This is a genomic window from Litorivivens lipolytica (assembly GCF_014191715.1).
Lineage (GTDB): Bacteria > Pseudomonadota > Gammaproteobacteria > Pseudomonadales > Spongiibacteraceae > Litorivivens > Litorivivens lipolytica.
Genome location: NZ_JACHWY010000001.1, coordinates 402304 through 419884 on the forward strand (window position 1 = coordinate 402304; position 17581 = coordinate 419884).

The window sequence follows — 17581 nt, forward strand, 5'->3', positions numbered from 1 at the left end:
AGTCCCGCTATGAAAAAAGGCTCGCAGGTGAGCGTCTGCTAGCCTTTTTTTCCTGCAAACCAATCCCCCATTTCTCTGTGGTAGACTGCCTGCCACAGCGGCAGAGTAAAGAATAATCCATGTCCGAGAAGTCCTATCGCGTTGCCATCCTGGGCGGCGGCAGTTTCGGTACAGCCATCGCCAACATCGTTGCCGATAACGGCCATGATGTGCATTTATGGCTGCGCAGCGAGGAGCGCGCTGACGAAATCAACCAGCGCCATGTCAACGAAACCTACTTGCCCGGTATCCAGCTAAACCCTTCATTGAAGGCGACGACGGATCTCGCCGAGGCCGTGCAGTCTGCCGAAGTGGTCTTTATGGCGGTGCCCAGTAAATCCTGCCGGGAGGTTTCCCGCACACTGGCCGGCCTGCTCAGCAAAGACTGTATTCTGATCAGTACCACCAAGGGCATTGAAGCCGATGGCTTCAAGTTGATGAGTCAGGTCATTCACGAGGAAATTCCCTACGCCCGTCTGGGTGTCATGAGTGGTCCAAATCTGGCCAAGGAGCTGGCCGAACGCCAAATCACAGCAACGGTTATCGCCAGCCAAGATACGAATGTGACTGAAACCATTCAAGGGCTCCTGCAGTGCAGCTATTTTCGCGTTTACGCAGGTGAGGATATATTCGGACTGGAACTGTGCGGCGCGCTTAAAAATGTCTACGCCATCTGCTCCGGTATTGCGGCAGCGATCGGGGTGGGAAGTAATACGCAAAGTGTGTTGATCACCCGGTCGCTGGCTGAGATGTGTCGCTTTGCGGTGAAAAAAGGCGCCGATCCAATGACCTTTATGGGCCTCGGTGGTGTTGGTGACTTGTTTGTCACCTGTACGTCGCCACTGAGTCGCAACTATCGCGTTGGCTACTCACTGGGGCAGGGCAAGGATCTGGACGCGGTTGTTGAAGAGCTGGGGCAGGTTGCTGAAGGTGTGAATACCCTGAAGTTGCTCTATGCTCAGGCCGAGGAGCTGGATGTGCACATGCCTCTGGTGCGTGGTTTGTACGGCATTATCTACAATGGCCAATCTTTGGATGAAGTCGTGTCGACCATGATGAGTGCCGATCAGACGCGCGATGTGGATTTCAGTCTGCGCTGATGGAATGTGTCTTTGTTCGCCATGGGGAAGCCTCCTGGGAAGCCGCTACGGATGCCGAACGATCGCTGACCCCGGCGGGGGAAGCTCATGCACGCGCGGCCGCGCGCTGGCTCTCTGAGCATTGGCAGCCGAATCTTATATTGGTCAGCCCCTATCGCCGGGCGCAGCAGACGGCCGCCGAATTCTTGGGGTGCTATTCCGGCGTGTCGCGCAAAAATCATCCTTCACTCACGCCCGATAGTTCGCTGCAAAAACTGGAACAGGCCATTGACGATGCCGGTGTAGAGCGCCTGCTATTGATTGGTCACAACCCCCTTTTTAGCAATAGCATTTCCTGGTTTTGCGGTGATGATATGCGCGAAGTTATGGCACCGGCCAGCCTTGCATTGATCGAATTGCCTGTTGTTTGTCGCGATGCCGGCCGCTTGCGTTGGTTGCGGCATGCCCCCGACTATTCCCAGATAGCGAGTTGTCAGTGACTGCCGAAGAAAAAATCTTTGGTATCGATGGCCTCAAAATCCACGCCCGCTGGTGGCAGGGAAATACGGAACCTTTGTTGGCCGTACACGGCTGGCTGGATAACGCGGCCAGTTTTGATGCGCTTGGAGAATCGGGGCTGACACTACTGGCGCTGGATATGCCGGGCAATGCGCTAAGTGACGATCGCCCCCCGCACGCCACCTACAACATTTGGGACGATCTGCCGGTGCTGCTGGCAGTTGCGGATCAGATGGGGTGGGATCACATCAACCTGCTGGGCCACTCCCGTGGCGCCATGATGTCCATGCTGCTGGCAGCAAGTTGCCCGGAGCGAGTTCAGCGTCTGATTTGTCTGGACGGGCTGGTGCCGGGTGCGGTCGAACTGGAGGATTCCCCGAAGCAACTTGGGGATTTTCTGCGAGATGCTAGATTGCTGGCAAACAAGCCCAATAAAGTCTACTCGACGCTCGAAGAGCTGATTGAACTTAGGCGCAAAACCACCGGCATGAGTGAGGCTGCCAGCCGGGTCCTGGCCGAGCGTGGCGCCAAGGCTGCGCAAGGGGGGTGGATCTGGCGTGCGGATCAACGCCTGAAAGGCGCTTCAGCTTTCAAACTGTCAAAGCCCCATATCGAGGCTTTTCTCAAAGCGCTGGAACCGCCGGTGATGCTAATCGCGGCCGAAAAAGGCTATGCCCAGTATCCGGAGCTAGACGAGCTGACGGCGTTAATTCCGCAATTCACGCGTCAAACCCTGTCCGGAGGACATCACTTTCATATGGAAGATAGTGCAGCGGACATTGCTGCACTGATCAGAGAGTTTTTGCGGCGCTAGCGGCTGCCGGCAATAAGTGACAGGAATTCCTGACGCGTTGCCTGATTGCTCTGGAACTCACCGAGCATGGCTGAGGTTCGCATTACCGAGTTCTGTTTTTCGACACCGCGCATCATCATGCACATATGCTTGGCTTCGATAATCACACCGACGCCGGCGGCGTTGGTCACTTCCTGAACGGTCTGTGCAATCTGTGTGGTCAGCTGTTCCTGAATCTGCAGGCGGCGGGCAAACAGGTCGACAATGCGCGCGACTTTCGAAAGTCCCAGCACTTTGCCCGAAGGGATGTAAGCAACGTGGGCTTTGCCGATAAAAGGCAGCAAATGGTGTTCGCACAGGGAATAGAGCTCGATGTCGGACACAATCACCATTTCATTGCAGTCAGACTCAAACAGGGCGTCGTTGACGACATCGTCGACTTTGCGGCGATAGCCTTCGGTCAGAAACTGGAAAGCTTTGGCGGCCCGTTTCGGGGTGTCGACAAGACCGTCCCGCTCCAGATCTTCTCCAACGCTCTTGATGATTTCGGCAAAGGCTTTTTCCACTGTACTGTCCGACGTCTGATCAAAGGGAGGGGGATGGTAGCAAAAGTGTACAGGGCTGACCATTACCGTGCAGTTAGATGATCGCCTTCAGGCCTGCAAAATAGCGTAAAATGTCTCGCTTTCGCTTTGGGATAAACCTGCAATGAATTGGGAACTGGAAACCGTTAGGGATTATCTGCGCTGGACTATCTCGCGGTTTGGTGAGGCCGATCTGTTTTACGGGCACGGGACCGACAATGCACAGGACGATGCCTGGTACCTGATTTGTGGTGCCCTGAAATTACCCTTCGATCTCGACGGGCGTCTGCTGGATGGCCGACTGACTGGCGAAGAAAAAACACGGGTCGAGCAGCTTGTTGAACGCCGCATTCAAGAGCGAATCCCCGTAGCTTATTTGGTAGGAGAGGCCTGGTTTGCCGGTTTGCCTTTTTGGGTCGACGAACGTGTGCTGGTGCCGCGCTCGCCCTTGGGAGAGTTGATTGAAGCGGGCTTTCAGCCTTGGTTAGGTGATGTCGAGCCAAAGCGCATTCTCGACCTGTGTACTGGTAGTGGCTGTATTGGCATCGCTTGCGCTTTTGCCTTCCCTGAGGCGGATGTGGTCTTGAGTGATCTGTCTCCCGATGCGCTGGAGGTGGCTAACAGCAATATTGCGCGCCATGACGTGAAGGCGCGGGTGAGAGCAATTGAATCCAATGTATTTGATAACCTCGCCGAACAGCGTTTTGATCTGATCGTATCCAACCCGCCGTATGTGGATGCAGAGGATCTGGCGAGCATGCCGGCTGAGTATCATGCTGAACCGCCTTTGGGGTTGGGCTCGGGCGAAGATGGTCTCGATATTACCCGGCGTATTCTGCGAGAGGCTGCAGGGCATTTGAATGACGGTGGCCTGCTGGTGGTGGAAGTTGGCAACAGCGGGCGCGCGCTGGACGAAGCCTTCCCGGAGCTACCCTTGACGTGGGTAGAGTTTGAGCAGGGCGGCCACGGCGTGTTTGTCATTTCCAAAGAAGATCTGCCCGCCGTCTGACGAGGGCAGGGCTTTCACGTATAATTCCCCCTTTGCGATTGGCTGTGAGTGAGAGATGTCCGGCAATACCTTCGGAAAACTGTTTACCGTAACCACCTTTGGCGAGAGCCACGGCTTGGCGCTGGGCGCTGTGGTGGACGGCTGCCCGCCCGGACTGGAGCTGACGGAAGCCGATCTGCAACGCGATCTCAACCGTCGCAAGCCCGGCACCTCCCGCTATACCACCCAGCGTCGTGAAGACGATGAAGTGAAAATTCTGTCTGGCGTGTTTGAAGGGAAAACCACGGGCACCGCTATTGGTTTGCTGATTGAAAACACCGATCAGCGCTCCAAGGATTACAGCAAGATCAAGGACCGTTTCCGGCCGATGCACGCGGACTACACCTATGCGCATAAATACGGTGTACGTGACTACCGCGGTGGCGGGCGCTCCTCAGCCCGTGAAACCGCCATGCGTGTGGCGGCGGGCGCCATTGCCAAAAAATACCTGCGCCAGCGCTGCGGTATTGAGGTGCGCGGCTACCTGTCGCAGCTTGGCCCCATTGCCATTGAAAAAGTGGACTGGGACGTGGTCGAAACCAATCCGTTTTTCTGCCCGGATGAAAGCAAGATCGAATCCATGGAAGGCTTCATGCAGCAATTGCGCAAGGATGGCGATTCCATCGGCGCGCGCTTGACGATTGTTGCCAACAATGTGCCGCCCGGTTTGGGTGAGCCGGTGTTCGACCGTCTGGATGCAGAACTGGCCCACGCTCTGATGGGTATCAACGCCGTAAAAGGCGTGGAAATCGGCGCCGGCTTTGATGCGGTAGTCGCTCGGGGTAGTGAGCACCGCGATGAGATTACGCCGCAGGGCTTCAAGAGCAATAACGCCGGTGGTGTGCTCGGGGGTATAAGTTCCGGTCAGGATATTGTCGCCTCCATCGCCCTCAAACCGACTTCCAGCATTCTGGTGCCCGGTGAAACCATTGATGTTGATGGCAATCCAGTGGATGTGATTACCACCGGTCGTCACGACCCCTGCGTCGGTATTCGTGCGGTGCCGATTGCCGAAGCGATGGTCGCGCTGGTGCTGATGGATCACTTCCTGCGTCATCGCGGTCAGAATGCGGATGTGCAGGTCGCGACCCCCGTCGTTCCCGGCGCAACACCTGATTCCGCACGCTGAGGCATGCCACTTCCCTACGGCCGACTGTCAGCGTTTTATTTTGCCTACTTTGGTCTGTTGGGGGCCTGGTTACCTTACTGGGGGCTCTACCTTCAGGAGCTGGGTCACAGCGCGGTAGCCATTGGCGCCTTGTCGTCGGCGGTTATGGCAACCAAGGTTATTGCGCCGAGCATCTGGGGCTGGTTGGCTGACCGAACCGGTCGCCGCTCTACCATCATTCGTCTTGGTTCCTTTCTGGCGCTGCTGATTTTTTTCGGCGTATTTTTTCGTTCGGATTTCTGGTGGCTGATGGCGATTGTTATCGGCTACAGCTTTTTCTGGAATGCGGTACTGGCCCAGTTTGAAGTGGTGACCCTGTCCCATCTGGAAGGGCAGTACCATCGCTACAGTCTGATTCGGGTCTGGGGTTCGGTGGGTTTTATTGTCACCGTGGCCGGTGTCGGCGCCTTTCTCGATGTGTTTTCTATCCACCTTCTGCCCTGGATCTATGTGGCCCTGCTGGCGGGCATTTGGTTCAGCAGTCTCACTGTTTCGGAAAAGCCCGGCAACGATCAGGAGGATCAGCGCGAGCACAGTTTGTGGCGGATAGTGTCGTCACCCGTGGTGCTCGCTTTTCTGCTGATCTGCGCTTTGCTGCAGGTTTCTCACGGGCCGTATTACACCTTTTTCAGTATTCACCTCGAAGCCTTGGGCTACAGCAAAACCATCACCGGCATGCTCTGGTCGCTGGGTGTGCTGGCGGAAGTGGTTCTCTTTCTAGTGATGCATCGGATGATGGCGGGCTTTAGTCTGCGCAATATCCTGCTGGTAAGCCTGTTGTTGTCTGTGATTCGCTGGGCTCTGATCGGCTATTACGCGGACAATGCCGCGATTCTGTTTTTCGCCCAGTTGCTGCACGCGGCAACTTTTGGCAGTTCCCATGCGGTGGCGGTTGAACTGGTCCGGCGTTTTTTCAAAGGCTACCAGGGGCAGGGCATGGCGCTTTACAGTGGCGTCAGTTTTGGTGGTGGTGGAGCAATTGGCGCCATCCTCAGTGGGGTGCTGTGGGACTACGGCGCGGAGATTACCTTTCTGATGGCGGTGGCTGCGTCACTGATCGCTTTTGTGCTGGCCTGGGTTTTTCTGCAAGACCGGCAGCTCGCAGTGTGATCTTTGCAGCGTTTAATTGCTTGGCCTGAACCGGGGCCGCAGGTAACATAGCCTTCCATAACAATTTCTCAGGAAAAGAGACCGTTATGGCAGAATCAATCGTGTACGGCTGCATTCGCGATATGGTGGGTGGCCGGGATGAGGCGCAAGAGCGCCGATTGACCAATCGCACTGTGATGAATAGCCTGCCCAGCGCCGACAGCTGGCCGCTTCTTTCCCGTGAAATGTTCTCGCCGTCTCCCTCTGCGATTGATCTCGACGATGTGCATACCGACGTGATTCATTTCGGCAGTTCCTACAAGGCCATCGAACACGAGTGGAATACCTGGATCAAACAGTTTGAGCACGTGTTGCGCGGCATGTACTGGGTGTCGGCCACTGTGCACCTTGAAACCCTCTACAACGGCGTGCACACCTTTGTCTGGGAAACAGATTCCGACTATCACGAGCCGAACAGCTCCAATATGTCCATGCGCTGCGAGTGGACCCACGAAGCGTCATTCTAAGCGAGCTATTTTTGAGTTTACCTGAGCTTTACCGCCGTTGGCGGAAGTACAGCACGCCGGCGCTGGCGGTGCTGGCGACGGCCTTGCTGGTTTGGTCGACTGTGCACATCTTTGATGTGCCGGTCAGTGAAGTGCTGAGCTTTCTGGCGGTTTGTGTCGGCGGGGTATTGGTGATCATGGTGCTGGCGCTGGGCGCCAGCTGGATTGTCAGAAAACTGCGTCAGTAGCGTTTACTTCAAATCGATTTCAACACTCAGCTGTTCGCTGATTGCCTCAAGAGCATCTTCCAGTTCATCCCGGTCAACACCCTCAGGTACCTGAATTTCAGCGCTGGCTTCAAATAGTGCTTCGCCGGTCATCGGCGCAGAGGTGATCTCGGTGTGCATGTCGATCACGTTGATCTGGTGGCGAGCGAGGGCGCGAGAGACTTCGCGGACGATGCCGGGGCGGTCATTGCCGACGATATGGAGAAATACGCCGCTATCAGTGGTGCTGTCTTCGTCGCTGGCCTGGCTGACGATGGTCAGGCCGTGGGAGGAGAGGGCTTCAAGGGCCTGACGGAGGCTTTCCTGTTGTTCTGGGGCGACCGCGACGCGCACTACGCCGGCAAATTGTCCGGATAACTGACTCATCCGGCTCTCCAGCCAGTTGCCACCATGGTCGGCAACGGTGGTCGACAGCTTCTCAACCAGACCCGGCTGATCGCGGCCAATAAAGGTGAAGACAACTGATTGGCTCACATTTGGCTCCAAAACTTGATTTTCCGTGGGAGTATAGTAGGTTTAGCGATTGATATGTAAGCTCTTTTGTGAGGCATCACAAGGACTGGACATGCGAGTCATTGTAGACTTCTGCATTATCCCCTTGGGAACCGGAGACGGCCTGTCGTTGTCTCCCTATATTGCGGAATGCCAGCGCATTCTGGAGGCCTCCAAATTGGATCACACGCTTCATGCCTATGGCACCAATATTGAGGGGGAGTGGGAAGCGGTGATGGCGGCGGTTAAACGCTGTCATATGCGGGTTCACGAGATGGGCGCACAGCGTATCAGTAGTACCTTGAAGGTTGGTACCCGGATAGATCGGGTGCAAACCATGCAAGACAAAATTAGTAGTGTCGAGAAGTTATTAAGTGAATAGCACAGCACAATACCAAAATAATAAAGCTGTCATACAAATCAGTATCATTGTCGCGCTTGTCGCAGGTCTTGTCGCCTGTATTCAGCCCGCCAAGCCAACCTGGTCTGATATGCAGCAGGCGGAACACCGCAGCCACGCCAACATCATGCGTGATGAGTACCGTCATCCCACCGAGACGCTCGCCTTTTTTGAGGTGGAGCCCTGTCATACTGTGGTTGAAATTTGGCCGGGCGCCGGTTGGTATACGGAAATACTGGCACCGGTTTTGCGCTCTTGTGGGACGCTGCATGCCGCGCATTTCTCCCCCGCGAGCGACGTACCTTACTTCCGCAAGTCGCTTGAAAACTACAAGCAGAAACTGGCTGACAATCCCCGTATTTACGATGCGGTGGTGCTGTCGGTTCTGCAGCCCCCCAGTTTTACCCGCATGATTTCACCGGGTACCGCAGATCGTGTGCTGACCTTCCGCAACGTGCATAATTGGCTGAAGGCCGGCACGGCGGAGCAGGTATTTGCCTCGGCCTTTGAAGCGCTGAAGCCGGGCGGTGTATTTGGTGTGGTAGAGCACCGTGCGAAGCCGGGAACCGACCTGCAGACTATGATTGATTCGGGCTATGTCACCGAGGCCAAGGTAGTACAATTGGCAGAAGCTGCCGGCTTTAAATTGCTTGCTCGCTCGGAAATCAACGCCAACCCGTTGGATGATACAGTTTATCCCAAGGGTGTCTGGACCTTGCCGCCCTCATTGCGACTGGGCGACGAAGATCGCATGAAATACCTCGCCATTGGCGAAAGTGACCGGATGACGCTGAAGTTCGTGAAGCCTGCCAATGGCTGATGATGCGCCTGACATGGTTGAAATTCCCTGGCAGAAACTCACGCCAGAGGCCTTGCAGGGGCTGCTAGAAGAACTCGTTACCCGCGATGGCACCGATTACGGTGAAGTTGAACTTAGCATGGACGAGAAAGTCGCCCGCTTACGCAAGGCGCTGGAAGACAAACGTGCGGTCATCGCGTTCTCTCCTGAAACGGAAAGTTGGGTTGTACAGTCGCGGGATTGATGATGAGTGAGTGTGATTCCCGGCTGGATACCTCTGGCCTGTTTTGTCCCGAACCCGTAATGATGCTGCACAGCCGAATCCGTGATATGGCTGAGGGCGAAACGGTTGAAGTGTTAGCAACGGATCCCGCAACAACCCGCGATATTCCCAAATTCTGCACCTTTCTTGGCCATGAGCTGTATTTTCAGGCCGAGGAGGGGGGGCACTATATCTACCGCGTACGCAAAGGCGCGGGCGACTGATTCCCAGTAAGCCGCCCTGTTATCTATTCCAGTAGTCGTTCCAGTGCCCGGACCGCGACTGGATCTCCTGCTTTGATCTGATTGGCGATGTGGTATTGGAAAAAATATCTGAATCCCGGTTGGGTCTGGGCCGCATAGAGACAACTATCACCGGGCAGAATCGGTGTATGGGTCTGTTTTTCGGGGTCCGCCAGCATGGCTTGAAAGTCGCCATTGGCTAGCAGCTGCCAGCTTCTCACCTCATATAGCGCCAGATGCTGGGCGACGATGCACGCGGCGTGGCTGCCGATGGTGTCGGGAAGTTCCTGCACGACCGTTTTAGGATCGAGATTCTCGCGGTGATAGTGTTCCCGGGCAGTTTGCAGTTCTGCAATTTTGGGGGCCGGGGGCTCGGTAAAAATGACTTCGCTGACCGGGTCGTAATAGCCTTCAAAGCGACCGCTATCCGGGTCGGTTAGCGCCGTGCTTTTTACCACGCCATTCAGCCAAGGCAGCAGGGCGACGACTTCACCATCATTCTGAATTCCCCAGCATAAGATCTTGCCGGCGAACAGTTTTTCCCTTGAAAGTGCATGATGTGAGTAAAGAATGCATAGCCCGTCATGCTCCGGGACAATGCGTGTGATTCGCTCGAGTTCCCGGTCTTTCTTTTTCTGCGGGAATGGAACCACATTAGCCGAGGGTGTTGCTGCTTCACGTGGGGCCATAGTGCCTCCCGATTTCACAGTAATGCCTTTCAGCGACGTCTTCAGTATACCGATTTCCCCAAGGGGGCAAAGCATTTTGTTAGAATGCGCCGCAACTCTCCAAGCAGGCCCGGTATGAGCGATTATTACTTTGCCTATGGCTCTAACATGAACCCTGAGCGGATGCGGGCTCGGGGTCTGGCGTTTACCCGGTTTGAGGCCGGGCGGCTGAGCGGTTTCCGCCTCAGTTTTAATAAGCGCGCGCACAACAAGACCGGCATTGCCTACGCCAATATCTCCCGGGATCCAGACGGCTTGGTGGAGGGCGTGCTTTACCAGCTGGAAGGCGATATTCAGGTGATGGACCCCTTCGAGGGCACGCCGGTGCGCTACAGTCGCGAGCTGTTTGCAATTGAAACAGCGGTGGGAGTGACCTGGGCATGGGTCTATGTCGCAAACCCGGCGTATATCGCTGACGCGCTGAGCGTTGAAGAAAACTACCTCAATCACCTGCTGAGTGCGGGTGAGTTGCTGAGTGAGGCTTACCGACAACAGCTGGCGCAGTTAGCTCCGGTACTCGCGAGCACCGCGCCGCAGGATCGGGAAACCGGGTTGCGCTTTAATGTCTGAAGCGCTCGCCAAAATACCCACCTCAGCCTCAGCCCCTGTCGGTGATGACACCGCCACGCTGGTGCGTATCGTCAGGGTATTTAATAGCGAGTTCACCGAACTTAATACGACGCTTTGTCCCGGGGCTGCGGAGCCGCTCTATTTGCCGGCAGATGATTTGCAGGGGGCGCGGATTTTCAGCCGTGAAGACTTTCCCGCCAGTGCCCTGCACGAAGTTGCTCACTGGTGCATTGCTGGTAAGGCACGTCGCCAGCAAGTGGATTTCGGCTATTGGTACGCTCAGGATGGGCGCAACGCAGAGCAGCAGCGGGCGTTTCAGCGGGTAGAGGTCAAGCCGCAGGCGATTGAATGGGCCTTGAGCCGGGCGGTGGGGCTGAACTTTCGCGTCAGTATCGACAACCTCAATGGTGAGACGATCGACCCCTTCGGTTTTGAACTGGCAGTCTGGCAACAGGCGAGGTATTACCATCGTGTGGGCTTGCCTAAGCGAGCGGAGCGTTTTTACCGCGCCTTGCGCAAGGAATTTGACGCGCCGGTTCCGCCCGTTTCACTGGCGGTGCTGCGAGGCCAGGGGCTGTGAGTCGGCTTTACTGCATCGACGCCTCGATCTATATCTTTCGGGCTTACTTTTCCATGCCTGACCGCTGGTTCAATGAAGACGGTTACAGTTTGAATGCGGTCTACGGCTACGCTCGCTTTTTGGTTAACTTTATCCGTGAAACCCGGCCGGAATACCTTATGGCCGCCTATGATGAAAGTCTGGGCAGTGGGTATCGGCACGAGCTTTACCCCGACTACAAAAGCAATCGCGTCTTGCCCGACGACGCGCTGGCCTTTCAGTTGCATGCCTGCCGCCAGTTGGGGGAAGTGATGGGCGTCGCCAGTTATGCGGGCGAACGTTTTGAGGCCGATGACTATATCGCGGCGGCCGCGCGCCTGGCCGGACGCGAAGCGCTGCCAGTCACTGTCGTCAGTCGGGATAAGGATCTCGCGCAGGCTCTGTGTGCAGACCATGACGAGTGGTGGGATTACGCGGCGGATCGGCGAATCAGCAAGGCCGAGTGGGAAGTTGGTCAGGGTTTGAGAGTCGATCAAGTTGCCGACTGGCTGGCCTTGATGGGCGACACGATTGACGCGATACCCGGAGTACCCGGTATTGGCAAAAAAACGGCGACGGTATTGTTGGCGAAGTTTGGTGATATCGATGGCCTGTATGCTTCTCTCGATCGCTTGGAAGAGGCGCCTGTCCGAGGCGTTGCGCGACTGCGTCAAGCCTTGCTCGAGCATAAGGAACAGGTCTATCTGGCTCGCTCCTTAACACGCTTGAATGACAAGGCTTTGCGACTTCGCAGTTGCAAGGCCTTTCGCTACCAGCGCCCCAAAGGTGCAAAGCTGGAGACCTGTCTGCGCGATATCGGCTGTGGTGATCGCTGGATCGCCAGTCTCCTAAAGGATTTTGAAAACGCATGGGTCTGATACTGGTTGATGAAAATATTCCGGCCGCGGAGGCGCTGCTGTCCGGATTCGGCGAGGTGCGCCGTTTTCGCGGGCGGGAGTTGACGGCCGAGGCCGTAAAGCCGGCCGATGCCTTACTGGTGCGTTCGGTCACCCGCGTTAATTCAGACTTGCTCGAAGATAGCCGGGTGCGATTTGTCGGCTCGACCACCATCGGTACAGATCACCTGGATACCGACTGGCTAGAACAAAACGGTATTCACTGGTGCAGTGCGCCGGGCAGCAATGCCCATTCGGTGGTGGATTATGTGTTAAGTGCGGTGTGCGTGCTGCCCGGGCTGTTGGAAAAACTGCTCGGCGGTGGCCGGGTGGGGATTGTGGGTTATGGCAACGTTGGTTCGCGCCTGCATCACCGGCTGGCGGCACTGGGTATCGACTGCCTGGCCTATGACCCCTTGCTGAACGAAACCCAGTGCCCGATATCGTCGGCATTGCCCGCAGTGCTTAACAGCCCGCTGGTGTGCCTGCATACTCCGTTGACCCGTAGCGGGCCTCATCCGACGGCGGGCATGCTGTCACTGGATGATCTGCTCGTCTTGCCGCAGGGCGCGGTCTTGCTAAATGCCGGGCGCGGCGAAGTGCTGCCGAATGACTTATTGCTGGCGCTATTGGATAAACGGCCAGATATTCAGCTGGTATTGGATGTTTGGGAGAACGAACCTGCGATATCGACCGAACTGCTGGCTCGCTGCACCCTCGGCACGCCGCATATTGCGGGTTACAGTCAGGATGGAAAGTGGTTGGGCGTGAAAATGGTGGCCAAGGCATTGGCAAACCAATGGGGTGTATTGCTGCCACAGGTAAAGCCTGAATTTCTGGTGTCGGCGCCCAGCGTTACGCTGAAGCCGAAACAGCACTCGTCAGAACTGATTCGACAAGCTGTGTTGGCTGCTTATGATGTGCGCGATGACCACAATCGGCTGCAGCGAGCATTTCAGGCAGGCAAGGATTTTGACGAGCTGCGCCGGACATATCCGGCGCGACGGGAAATATCAGAGCTAAATGTTAGCGTAGAGGGCGAGTTGCCCTCGGAGTCACGACAGGTGCTTGCGGCGTTGCGAGTGGTCTAGGGCGTTGTGTTGGCGGCTGCTTTCAAGCTCTTCGCAGGCCTCTTTGATCATTTCCCGGGTAATGGGAATTTCACGACCCTGGTCGTCAATAATGGCCCCTTGAAAGTAATTTTCCATGGCCGCTTCAGTTGTCGGTGCAGTTCGCTTGTGCATCACATTCATGTTTTGCTTTAGCCTCTTGTTGCCTAACTGAGCTGATCTGTTGATCTTTGCGTTCAGGATAGGTTCAGATTGTTACAGGTTTTCGTTAAAGAAAGTATGGCAATTGTTGCGTTAGCGCAAAACTGGGACTTTTACCTAGTTTGAACTTCACATTAAGTCTTATAAGGTTTTTATAACGCTTTGTTTAATTTGGGAATTGTTGTAAATCCGCTGGCGGGGCTTGGTGGCCCAGCTGCGCTCAAGGGCAGTGACGGAGAAGCGGCGGCTAGCGCGCTGTCGGCCGGTTTCGAGCAGCGTTCCGGGCCCCGAATGCAGCGCGCGCTGAGCGTGCTGGAGCCTCTGAAAGAGCGTATTCACGTGTTTGCTTTTGACGGCCCTATGGGCGCTGAGCTGGCCACTGATTGGGAGTTAACGATTGTTGGCAAGGCCCGCACGGAACCGAGTACGGCGGAGGATTCTGTCGCGGCCGCACAGGCATTGAAAGAGGCAGGCTGCGATTTGATTCTGTTCGCCGGAGGCGATGGCACTGCCCGCGATATATACCGCGCTCTGGGAGAGAGCGTCCCCGTTCTCGGGGTTCCAGCCGGTGTGAAGATGCATTCCGGGGTCTATGCCGTGTCGCCGGAAAGTGCGGCTGAAATTGTGGCGGCGATGGTGCGGGGTGAGTGGGTCGATGTGGATACCGAAGAGGTGCGAGACATTGACGAAGTGGCCTTTCGCGAAGGGCGGGTCAGCACCCGGTTTTACGGAGAGCTGCTGGTACCTCAGCTCGGCCGCTACCTGCAGGCCACCAAAGTCTCTGGTCGCGAGGTCGAAGAACTGGCTGTCGCCGATATTGCCGCCGAAGTGCTGGAGCTGATGGATGAAGAAACGCTCTATATCATCGGCCCCGGTTCGACCACCGCGGGCATTATGGAGGAGCTGGGGCTGGACAATACCTTGCTGGGTATTGATGCGGTTTGCCACGGTCAGCAGCTGGGCAAGGATTTGAGTGCGCATGCCTTGGAAGCGCTGTGCGCGGATCATCCCGGGGAGGTGGTCATTATCGTCACCGCCATCGGTGGTCAGGGCCATATCCTTGGTCGCGGCAATCAGCAGATTACACCGGCGGTGATACGGCGAGCCGGGCCACAGAATCTCTGGGTGGTCGCGACCAAAACCAAATTAACCGAGCTGGACAGCCGCCCCTTGCTGGTGGATACCAACGACCGGGAGCTGGATCTGGCGCTGGAAGGCTATGTGCGGGTGATTACCGGTTACCGCAATTCGGTGTTGTATCGGGTGAGTTGTAGCGGTGACTAATTTTGACGCACTGCGCGATGTCTTGGCTGAGGCGTCTGCGTTTGACGACGGGCAGGCTCGACGGGTTTTTCACGGCCGCGGTGGCTGCTATCCCGGGCTGGAGTGGATGACTGTCGATGACTTCGGCGACGGCCTGTGGATCGTGTTGTTCCGTGAACCCGAGCCGGAGCAATGGCAGTCCCTGATCGAAACTCTGGCGCCGATTCGGCCATTGCGCGGCTACGCCTGCATTCAGCACCGCTATGAACGGCCTGTTCGCTGTGAATGGATCTGGGGTGAGGCGCCTGAACCGCCGGTGGCTAGGGAAGGGGAGTTGGAGTTCGCACTTCAACTCGGCGGTCGCCAGAATACCGGCTACTTTATGGATGCCCAGCCGGGGCGGGATTGGCTGCGCTCGCGTTGTGAGGGGCGTAGTGTGCTCAATCTGTTTTCTTACACCTGTGCCTTTTCCGTTGCTGCCCGCGCGGCGGGTGCTGAGCGCGTTGTGAATGTGGATATGGCCAAGGCGGCGCTGCGTACCGGGCGCGACAATCATCGCTTGAATGGGCAATCCATGCAGGGGGTCGAGTTTCTCGGCTACGACATTTTTCGATCCTGGAAGCGCATTCGCTCGCTCGGGCCCTACGATGTGCTGGTGGTTGATCCGCCCTCTTTTCAAAAGGGGAGCTTTGACGCCCGCAAGGACTACGCGCGGATTTTGCGAAGGATACCGGAGCTGACCGAGGGTAAGGCTGAGTTGCTCTTGTGTCTCAACGCACCTTATCTCAGTCGTGAATACTTTCTTGAGCTTGTGACCAGTGAGCTGCCCTCAGTTGAGGTTGAGGGGTTTCTGGACGGACGCGCTGACTTCCCGGAAGCCAGTGAACCCGCCCTGAAAATGCTGCATTGCCGGATCTAGATCCGTTTTAGCGGCGCCGGGCGAGGAAGTTACCCAGGCGTTCAATCGCCATGCGCAGATCGTCTGCCCGGGGCAGGGTGACAATGCGCAGGTGGTCGGTATTGGGCCAGTTAAAGGCGGTTCCCTGAACCACCAGAATCTTCTCTTCGCGCAGCAAATCCAGAATTAACTGCTCGTCATCCTCGATTGGATACATCTCCGGGTCGAGGCGGGGAAACATATAGAGCGCGCCCTTGGGTTTGACGCAGCTGACGCCGGGAATCTCATTGAGCATTTCCCAGGCTATATCGCGCTGTTCGCGCAGCCGGCCACCGGGGCGAATCAGTTCATGAATGCTCTGGTAGCCGCCGAGCGCAGTCTGGATTGCCTGCTGGGCGGGGACGTTGGCGCACAGTCGCATGGAGGTCAGGATATTAATGCCCTCTATGTAGTCCTCCGCACGGTATTTGTCGCCGGTAATGACCATCCAGCCACTGCGGAAACCCGCCAGCCGGTAGGTTTTAGACAAGCCATTAAAGGTAATGCACAGCACGCCGGTGGCGAGGCGCGCCAGCGGAATATGCTGGGCCTCATCGTAGAGAATCTTGTCGTAGATCTCGTCGGCGAACAGCACCAGATTGAATTCGCGTGCGACGGCTACAAGTTCTTTCAAAATAGCTTCTGAATAGACGGCGCCGGTCGGGTTGTTGGGGTTGATCACCACAATAGCGCGGGTGTTAGGCGTGATTTTACTGCGAATATCCGCGATATCCGGTTGCCATTCGTCTTCCTCGTCGCAGAGGTAGTGCACCGGCGTGCCACCCGCCAGTGAGACGGAGGCAGTCCAGAGCGGGTAGTCGGGGGCTGGAATCAACACCTCGTCGCCGTTATTCAGCAGGGCTGAAGTGGCCATTTGAATCAGCTCGCTGACGCCATTGCCCAGATAGATGTCTTCCATCTCGACATTGGGAATGCCCAGACGCTGGGTTTCATGCATGACGGCCTTGCGGGCCGAGAACAAGCCCTTGGAATCGCTATAGCCCTGGCTCTGGCTGTCAGGCAGCTGACGAATCACATCCTGAATGATCTCTTCCGGCGCTTCAAAACCCCAGGGCGCGGGATTGCCGATATTCAGTTTCAGAATGCGGTGACCTTCCTCTTCCATCATCTGGGCCTGACGCAGCACGGGACCTCGAATGTCGTAGCACACGTCAGCCAGCTTTTTGGATTTTACGTAGGACTTCATGATTATTGCCCAAGGGTTCGTTGTCAGCGGAAAAGCGGCCTATTATAGTCATCAAAATGCAGTCAAGTGAGGGGTTTAGCGTGGTAGACGTCAAAAAATCTGATGCCGAATGGAAAGATGAAGCTGGACTCAGTGATGAGGAATTTTATATCTGCCGGCAGAAGGGCACCGAGCGGGCTTTTACCGGGCGCTACTGGGATACCAAAACTGATGGTACCTATAAATGTCGCTGTTGTGGTGAGCCCCTGTTTGATTCGGACACCAAGTATGATTCCGGCTCTGGCTGGCCCAGCTTTTACCAGCCCGTGGCGGGTGAGGTGGTCGACGAGCACCGCGATACCACTCACGGCATGATACGAACGGAGGTCACCTGTGCTCGCTGTGGCTCTCATCTGGGCCATGTTTTCCCGGATGGTCCTCAGCCTACAGGTCTGCGTTATTGCATCAATTCTGCGTCGTTAGACCTCGAAGAGCGCTGATTTGCGTGGAAACTGCACAACTTGCGCAGAGAGTAACCAAGCCAATGAAAAAAATGAATTTTTTTTGAAATTGCGCTTGACGGTTTTTCGGAAGCTGGTAATATGCGCGCCACTTCGGTTGATAAGCAACTGCTTGCAACCCAAGTGCTGCGGCGTCCCCTTCGTCTAGTGGCCTAGGACACTGCCCTTTCACGGCAGTAACAGGGGTTCGAGTCCCCTAGGGGACGCCATTATTTTTGGCGGGAATAGCTCAGTTGGTAGAGCGCAACCTTGCCAAGGTTGAGGTCGCCGGTTCGAACCCGGTTTCCCGCTCCAAAAAAAGTTA

Annotated in this window: 24 protein-coding genes and 2 tRNA genes; 21 read left to right on the forward strand and 5 right to left on the reverse strand. The window is 56.2% G+C overall.

What is annotated here, in order from left to right; genetic code table 11:
- Positions 1-119: 119 nt before the first annotated feature.
- Genes FHR99_RS01820 through FHR99_RS01830 form a run of 3 tightly spaced genes read left to right on the forward strand, consistent with a single transcriptional unit; the run spans position 120 to position 2451 of the window.
- Complete coding sequence (locus FHR99_RS01820; RefSeq protein ID WP_183408833.1) at positions 120-1139, forward strand: NAD(P)H-dependent glycerol-3-phosphate dehydrogenase; 1020 nt, start codon at positions 120-122, stop codon at positions 1137-1139.
- The gene (gene sixA / locus FHR99_RS01825; RefSeq protein ID WP_183408834.1) at positions 1139-1618 is read left to right on the forward strand and encodes a phosphohistidine phosphatase SixA; all 480 of its coding nucleotides are present in this window, start codon (positions 1139-1141) and stop codon (positions 1616-1618) included. The genes FHR99_RS01820 and sixA overlap by 1 nt, the downstream gene beginning before the upstream one ends.
- Positions 1615-2451 carry an alpha/beta fold hydrolase gene (locus FHR99_RS01830; RefSeq protein ID WP_183408835.1) on the forward strand — a complete coding sequence of 279 codons (837 nt, stop codon included), beginning with the start codon at positions 1615-1617 and terminating at the stop codon, positions 2449-2451. The genes sixA and FHR99_RS01830 overlap by 4 nt, the downstream gene beginning before the upstream one ends.
- Here FHR99_RS01830 and folE read toward each other — a convergent pair.
- Positions 2448-2996, reverse strand: coding sequence for a GTP cyclohydrolase I FolE (folE, locus tag FHR99_RS01835; RefSeq protein ID WP_343067329.1), 549 nt, complete (start codon positions 2994-2996; stop codon positions 2448-2450). The genes FHR99_RS01830 and folE overlap by 4 nt on opposite strands.
- A gap of 142 nt (positions 2997-3138) precedes the next feature.
- On the opposite strand from folE, the gene prmB reads away from it, so the two are divergent.
- The 5 genes from prmB to FHR99_RS01860 all read left to right on the forward strand — a co-directional run bounded on the left by prmB (position 3139) and on the right by FHR99_RS01860 (position 7073).
- On the forward strand, positions 3139-4023 hold the full coding sequence (gene prmB / locus FHR99_RS01840) for a 50S ribosomal protein L3 N(5)-glutamine methyltransferase (RefSeq protein WP_183408837.1): 885 nt from the start codon (positions 3139-3141) through the stop codon (positions 4021-4023).
- 55 nt (positions 4024-4078) lie between these two features.
- Complete coding sequence (gene aroC / locus FHR99_RS01845; RefSeq protein WP_183408838.1) at positions 4079-5191, forward strand: chorismate synthase; 1113 nt, start codon at positions 4079-4081, stop codon at positions 5189-5191.
- A 3-nt stretch (positions 5192-5194) separates the two neighbouring features.
- The gene (locus tag FHR99_RS01850; RefSeq protein WP_183408839.1) at positions 5195-6340 is read left to right on the forward strand and encodes an MFS transporter; all 1146 of its coding nucleotides are present in this window, start codon (positions 5195-5197) and stop codon (positions 6338-6340) included.
- 86 nt (positions 6341-6426) lie between these two features.
- On the forward strand, positions 6427-6846 hold the full coding sequence (locus FHR99_RS01855) for a hypothetical protein (RefSeq protein ID WP_183408840.1): 420 nt from the start codon (positions 6427-6429) through the stop codon (positions 6844-6846).
- Positions 6847-6857: 11 nt separating this feature from the next.
- Positions 6858-7073: a hypothetical protein gene (locus tag FHR99_RS01860; RefSeq protein ID WP_183408841.1), complete on the forward strand. Its 216-nt coding sequence runs from the start codon at positions 6858-6860 to the stop codon at positions 7071-7073.
- 3 nt (positions 7074-7076) lie between these two features.
- On the opposite strand, the gene FHR99_RS01865 is transcribed toward FHR99_RS01860, so the two are convergent.
- Positions 7077-7586 (reverse strand): ACT domain-containing protein, encoded by a 510-nt coding sequence (locus tag FHR99_RS01865; RefSeq protein WP_183408842.1) that lies wholly within the window; start codon positions 7584-7586, stop codon positions 7077-7079.
- Positions 7587-7677: 91 nt separating this feature from the next.
- Between FHR99_RS01865 and FHR99_RS01870 the strand changes: the two genes are divergently transcribed.
- From FHR99_RS01870 to tusA, 4 genes are read left to right on the forward strand one after another with little or no spacing between them, the layout of a single operon-like run.
- Positions 7678-7986 (forward strand): MTH1187 family thiamine-binding protein, encoded by a 309-nt coding sequence (locus FHR99_RS01870; RefSeq protein ID WP_183408843.1) that lies wholly within the window; start codon positions 7678-7680, stop codon positions 7984-7986.
- A complete protein-coding gene (locus tag FHR99_RS01875; protein WP_221200380.1) occupies positions 7979-8824 on the forward strand; it encodes a methyltransferase in 846 nt (281 codons plus the stop codon). Before FHR99_RS01870 ends, FHR99_RS01875 begins: the two co-directional genes overlap by 8 nt.
- Positions 8817-9047 carry a YheU family protein gene (locus tag FHR99_RS01880; protein WP_183408844.1) on the forward strand — a complete coding sequence of 77 codons (231 nt, stop codon included), beginning with the start codon at positions 8817-8819 and terminating at the stop codon, positions 9045-9047. Before FHR99_RS01875 ends, FHR99_RS01880 begins: the two co-directional genes overlap by 8 nt.
- Before the next feature lie 2 nt (positions 9048-9049).
- Positions 9050-9289 (forward strand): sulfurtransferase TusA, encoded by a 240-nt coding sequence (gene tusA / locus FHR99_RS01885; RefSeq protein ID WP_246386439.1) that lies wholly within the window; start codon positions 9050-9052, stop codon positions 9287-9289.
- A gap of 23 nt (positions 9290-9312) precedes the next feature.
- On the opposite strand, the gene FHR99_RS01890 is transcribed toward tusA, so the two are convergent.
- Positions 9313-9996, reverse strand: coding sequence for a hypothetical protein (locus FHR99_RS01890; protein ID WP_221200381.1), 684 nt, complete (start codon positions 9994-9996; stop codon positions 9313-9315).
- 114 nt (positions 9997-10110) lie between these two features.
- Between FHR99_RS01890 and FHR99_RS01895 the strand changes: the two genes are divergently transcribed.
- The 4 genes from FHR99_RS01895 to FHR99_RS01910 are packed head-to-tail and all read left to right on the forward strand — an operon-like array spanning position 10111 to position 13190.
- A complete protein-coding gene (locus tag FHR99_RS01895) occupies positions 10111-10605 on the forward strand; it encodes a gamma-glutamylcyclotransferase family protein (RefSeq protein ID WP_183408846.1) in 495 nt (164 codons plus the stop codon).
- Positions 10598-11185: an elongation factor P hydroxylase gene (locus FHR99_RS01900; RefSeq protein ID WP_183408847.1), complete on the forward strand. Its 588-nt coding sequence runs from the start codon at positions 10598-10600 to the stop codon at positions 11183-11185. Before FHR99_RS01895 ends, FHR99_RS01900 begins: the two co-directional genes overlap by 8 nt.
- The gene (locus FHR99_RS16535; RefSeq protein WP_183408848.1) at positions 11182-12081 is read left to right on the forward strand and encodes a 5'-3' exonuclease H3TH domain-containing protein; all 900 of its coding nucleotides are present in this window, start codon (positions 11182-11184) and stop codon (positions 12079-12081) included. Before FHR99_RS01900 ends, FHR99_RS16535 begins: the two co-directional genes overlap by 4 nt.
- Positions 12072-13190: a 4-phosphoerythronate dehydrogenase gene (locus FHR99_RS01910; protein WP_183408849.1), complete on the forward strand. Its 1119-nt coding sequence runs from the start codon at positions 12072-12074 to the stop codon at positions 13188-13190. The genes FHR99_RS16535 and FHR99_RS01910 overlap by 10 nt, the downstream gene beginning before the upstream one ends.
- Here the strand turns inward: FHR99_RS01910 and FHR99_RS01915 are convergent.
- Positions 13155-13352 (reverse strand): PA1571 family protein, encoded by a 198-nt coding sequence (locus tag FHR99_RS01915; protein ID WP_246386646.1) that lies wholly within the window; start codon positions 13350-13352, stop codon positions 13155-13157. The two genes, FHR99_RS01910 and FHR99_RS01915, sit on opposite strands and share 36 nt — an antisense overlap.
- A 180-nt stretch (positions 13353-13532) precedes the next feature.
- Here FHR99_RS01915 and FHR99_RS01920 point away from each other — a divergent pair, with 180 nt between their 5' ends.
- The gene (locus FHR99_RS01920) at positions 13533-14654 is read left to right on the forward strand and encodes an ATP-NAD kinase family protein (RefSeq protein WP_183408850.1); all 1122 of its coding nucleotides are present in this window, start codon (positions 13533-13535) and stop codon (positions 14652-14654) included.
- Positions 14647-15552, forward strand: coding sequence for a class I SAM-dependent methyltransferase (locus FHR99_RS01925; RefSeq protein WP_183408851.1), 906 nt, complete (start codon positions 14647-14649; stop codon positions 15550-15552). Before FHR99_RS01920 ends, FHR99_RS01925 begins: the two co-directional genes overlap by 8 nt.
- 7 nt (positions 15553-15559) lie before the next feature.
- Here FHR99_RS01925 and FHR99_RS01930 read toward each other — a convergent pair whose 3' ends face one another.
- A complete protein-coding gene (locus FHR99_RS01930; RefSeq protein WP_183408852.1) occupies positions 15560-16777 on the reverse strand; it encodes a pyridoxal phosphate-dependent aminotransferase in 1218 nt (405 codons plus the stop codon).
- Between the two features lie 56 nt (positions 16778-16833).
- Between FHR99_RS01930 and msrB the strand changes: the two genes are divergently transcribed.
- From msrB to FHR99_RS01945, 3 genes are all read left to right on the forward strand, one after another.
- Positions 16834-17256 carry a peptide-methionine (R)-S-oxide reductase MsrB gene (gene msrB, locus FHR99_RS01935; protein ID WP_221200382.1) on the forward strand — a complete coding sequence of 141 codons (423 nt, stop codon included), beginning with the start codon at positions 16834-16836 and terminating at the stop codon, positions 17254-17256.
- A 154-nt stretch (positions 17257-17410) separates the two neighbouring features.
- Positions 17411-17486 (forward strand) — tRNA-Glu (locus FHR99_RS01940).
- A gap of 9 nt (positions 17487-17495) precedes the next feature.
- Positions 17496-17571: transfer RNA gene (locus FHR99_RS01945), tRNA-Gly, on the forward strand.
- The last annotated feature ends 10 nt before the right edge of the window (positions 17572-17581 follow it).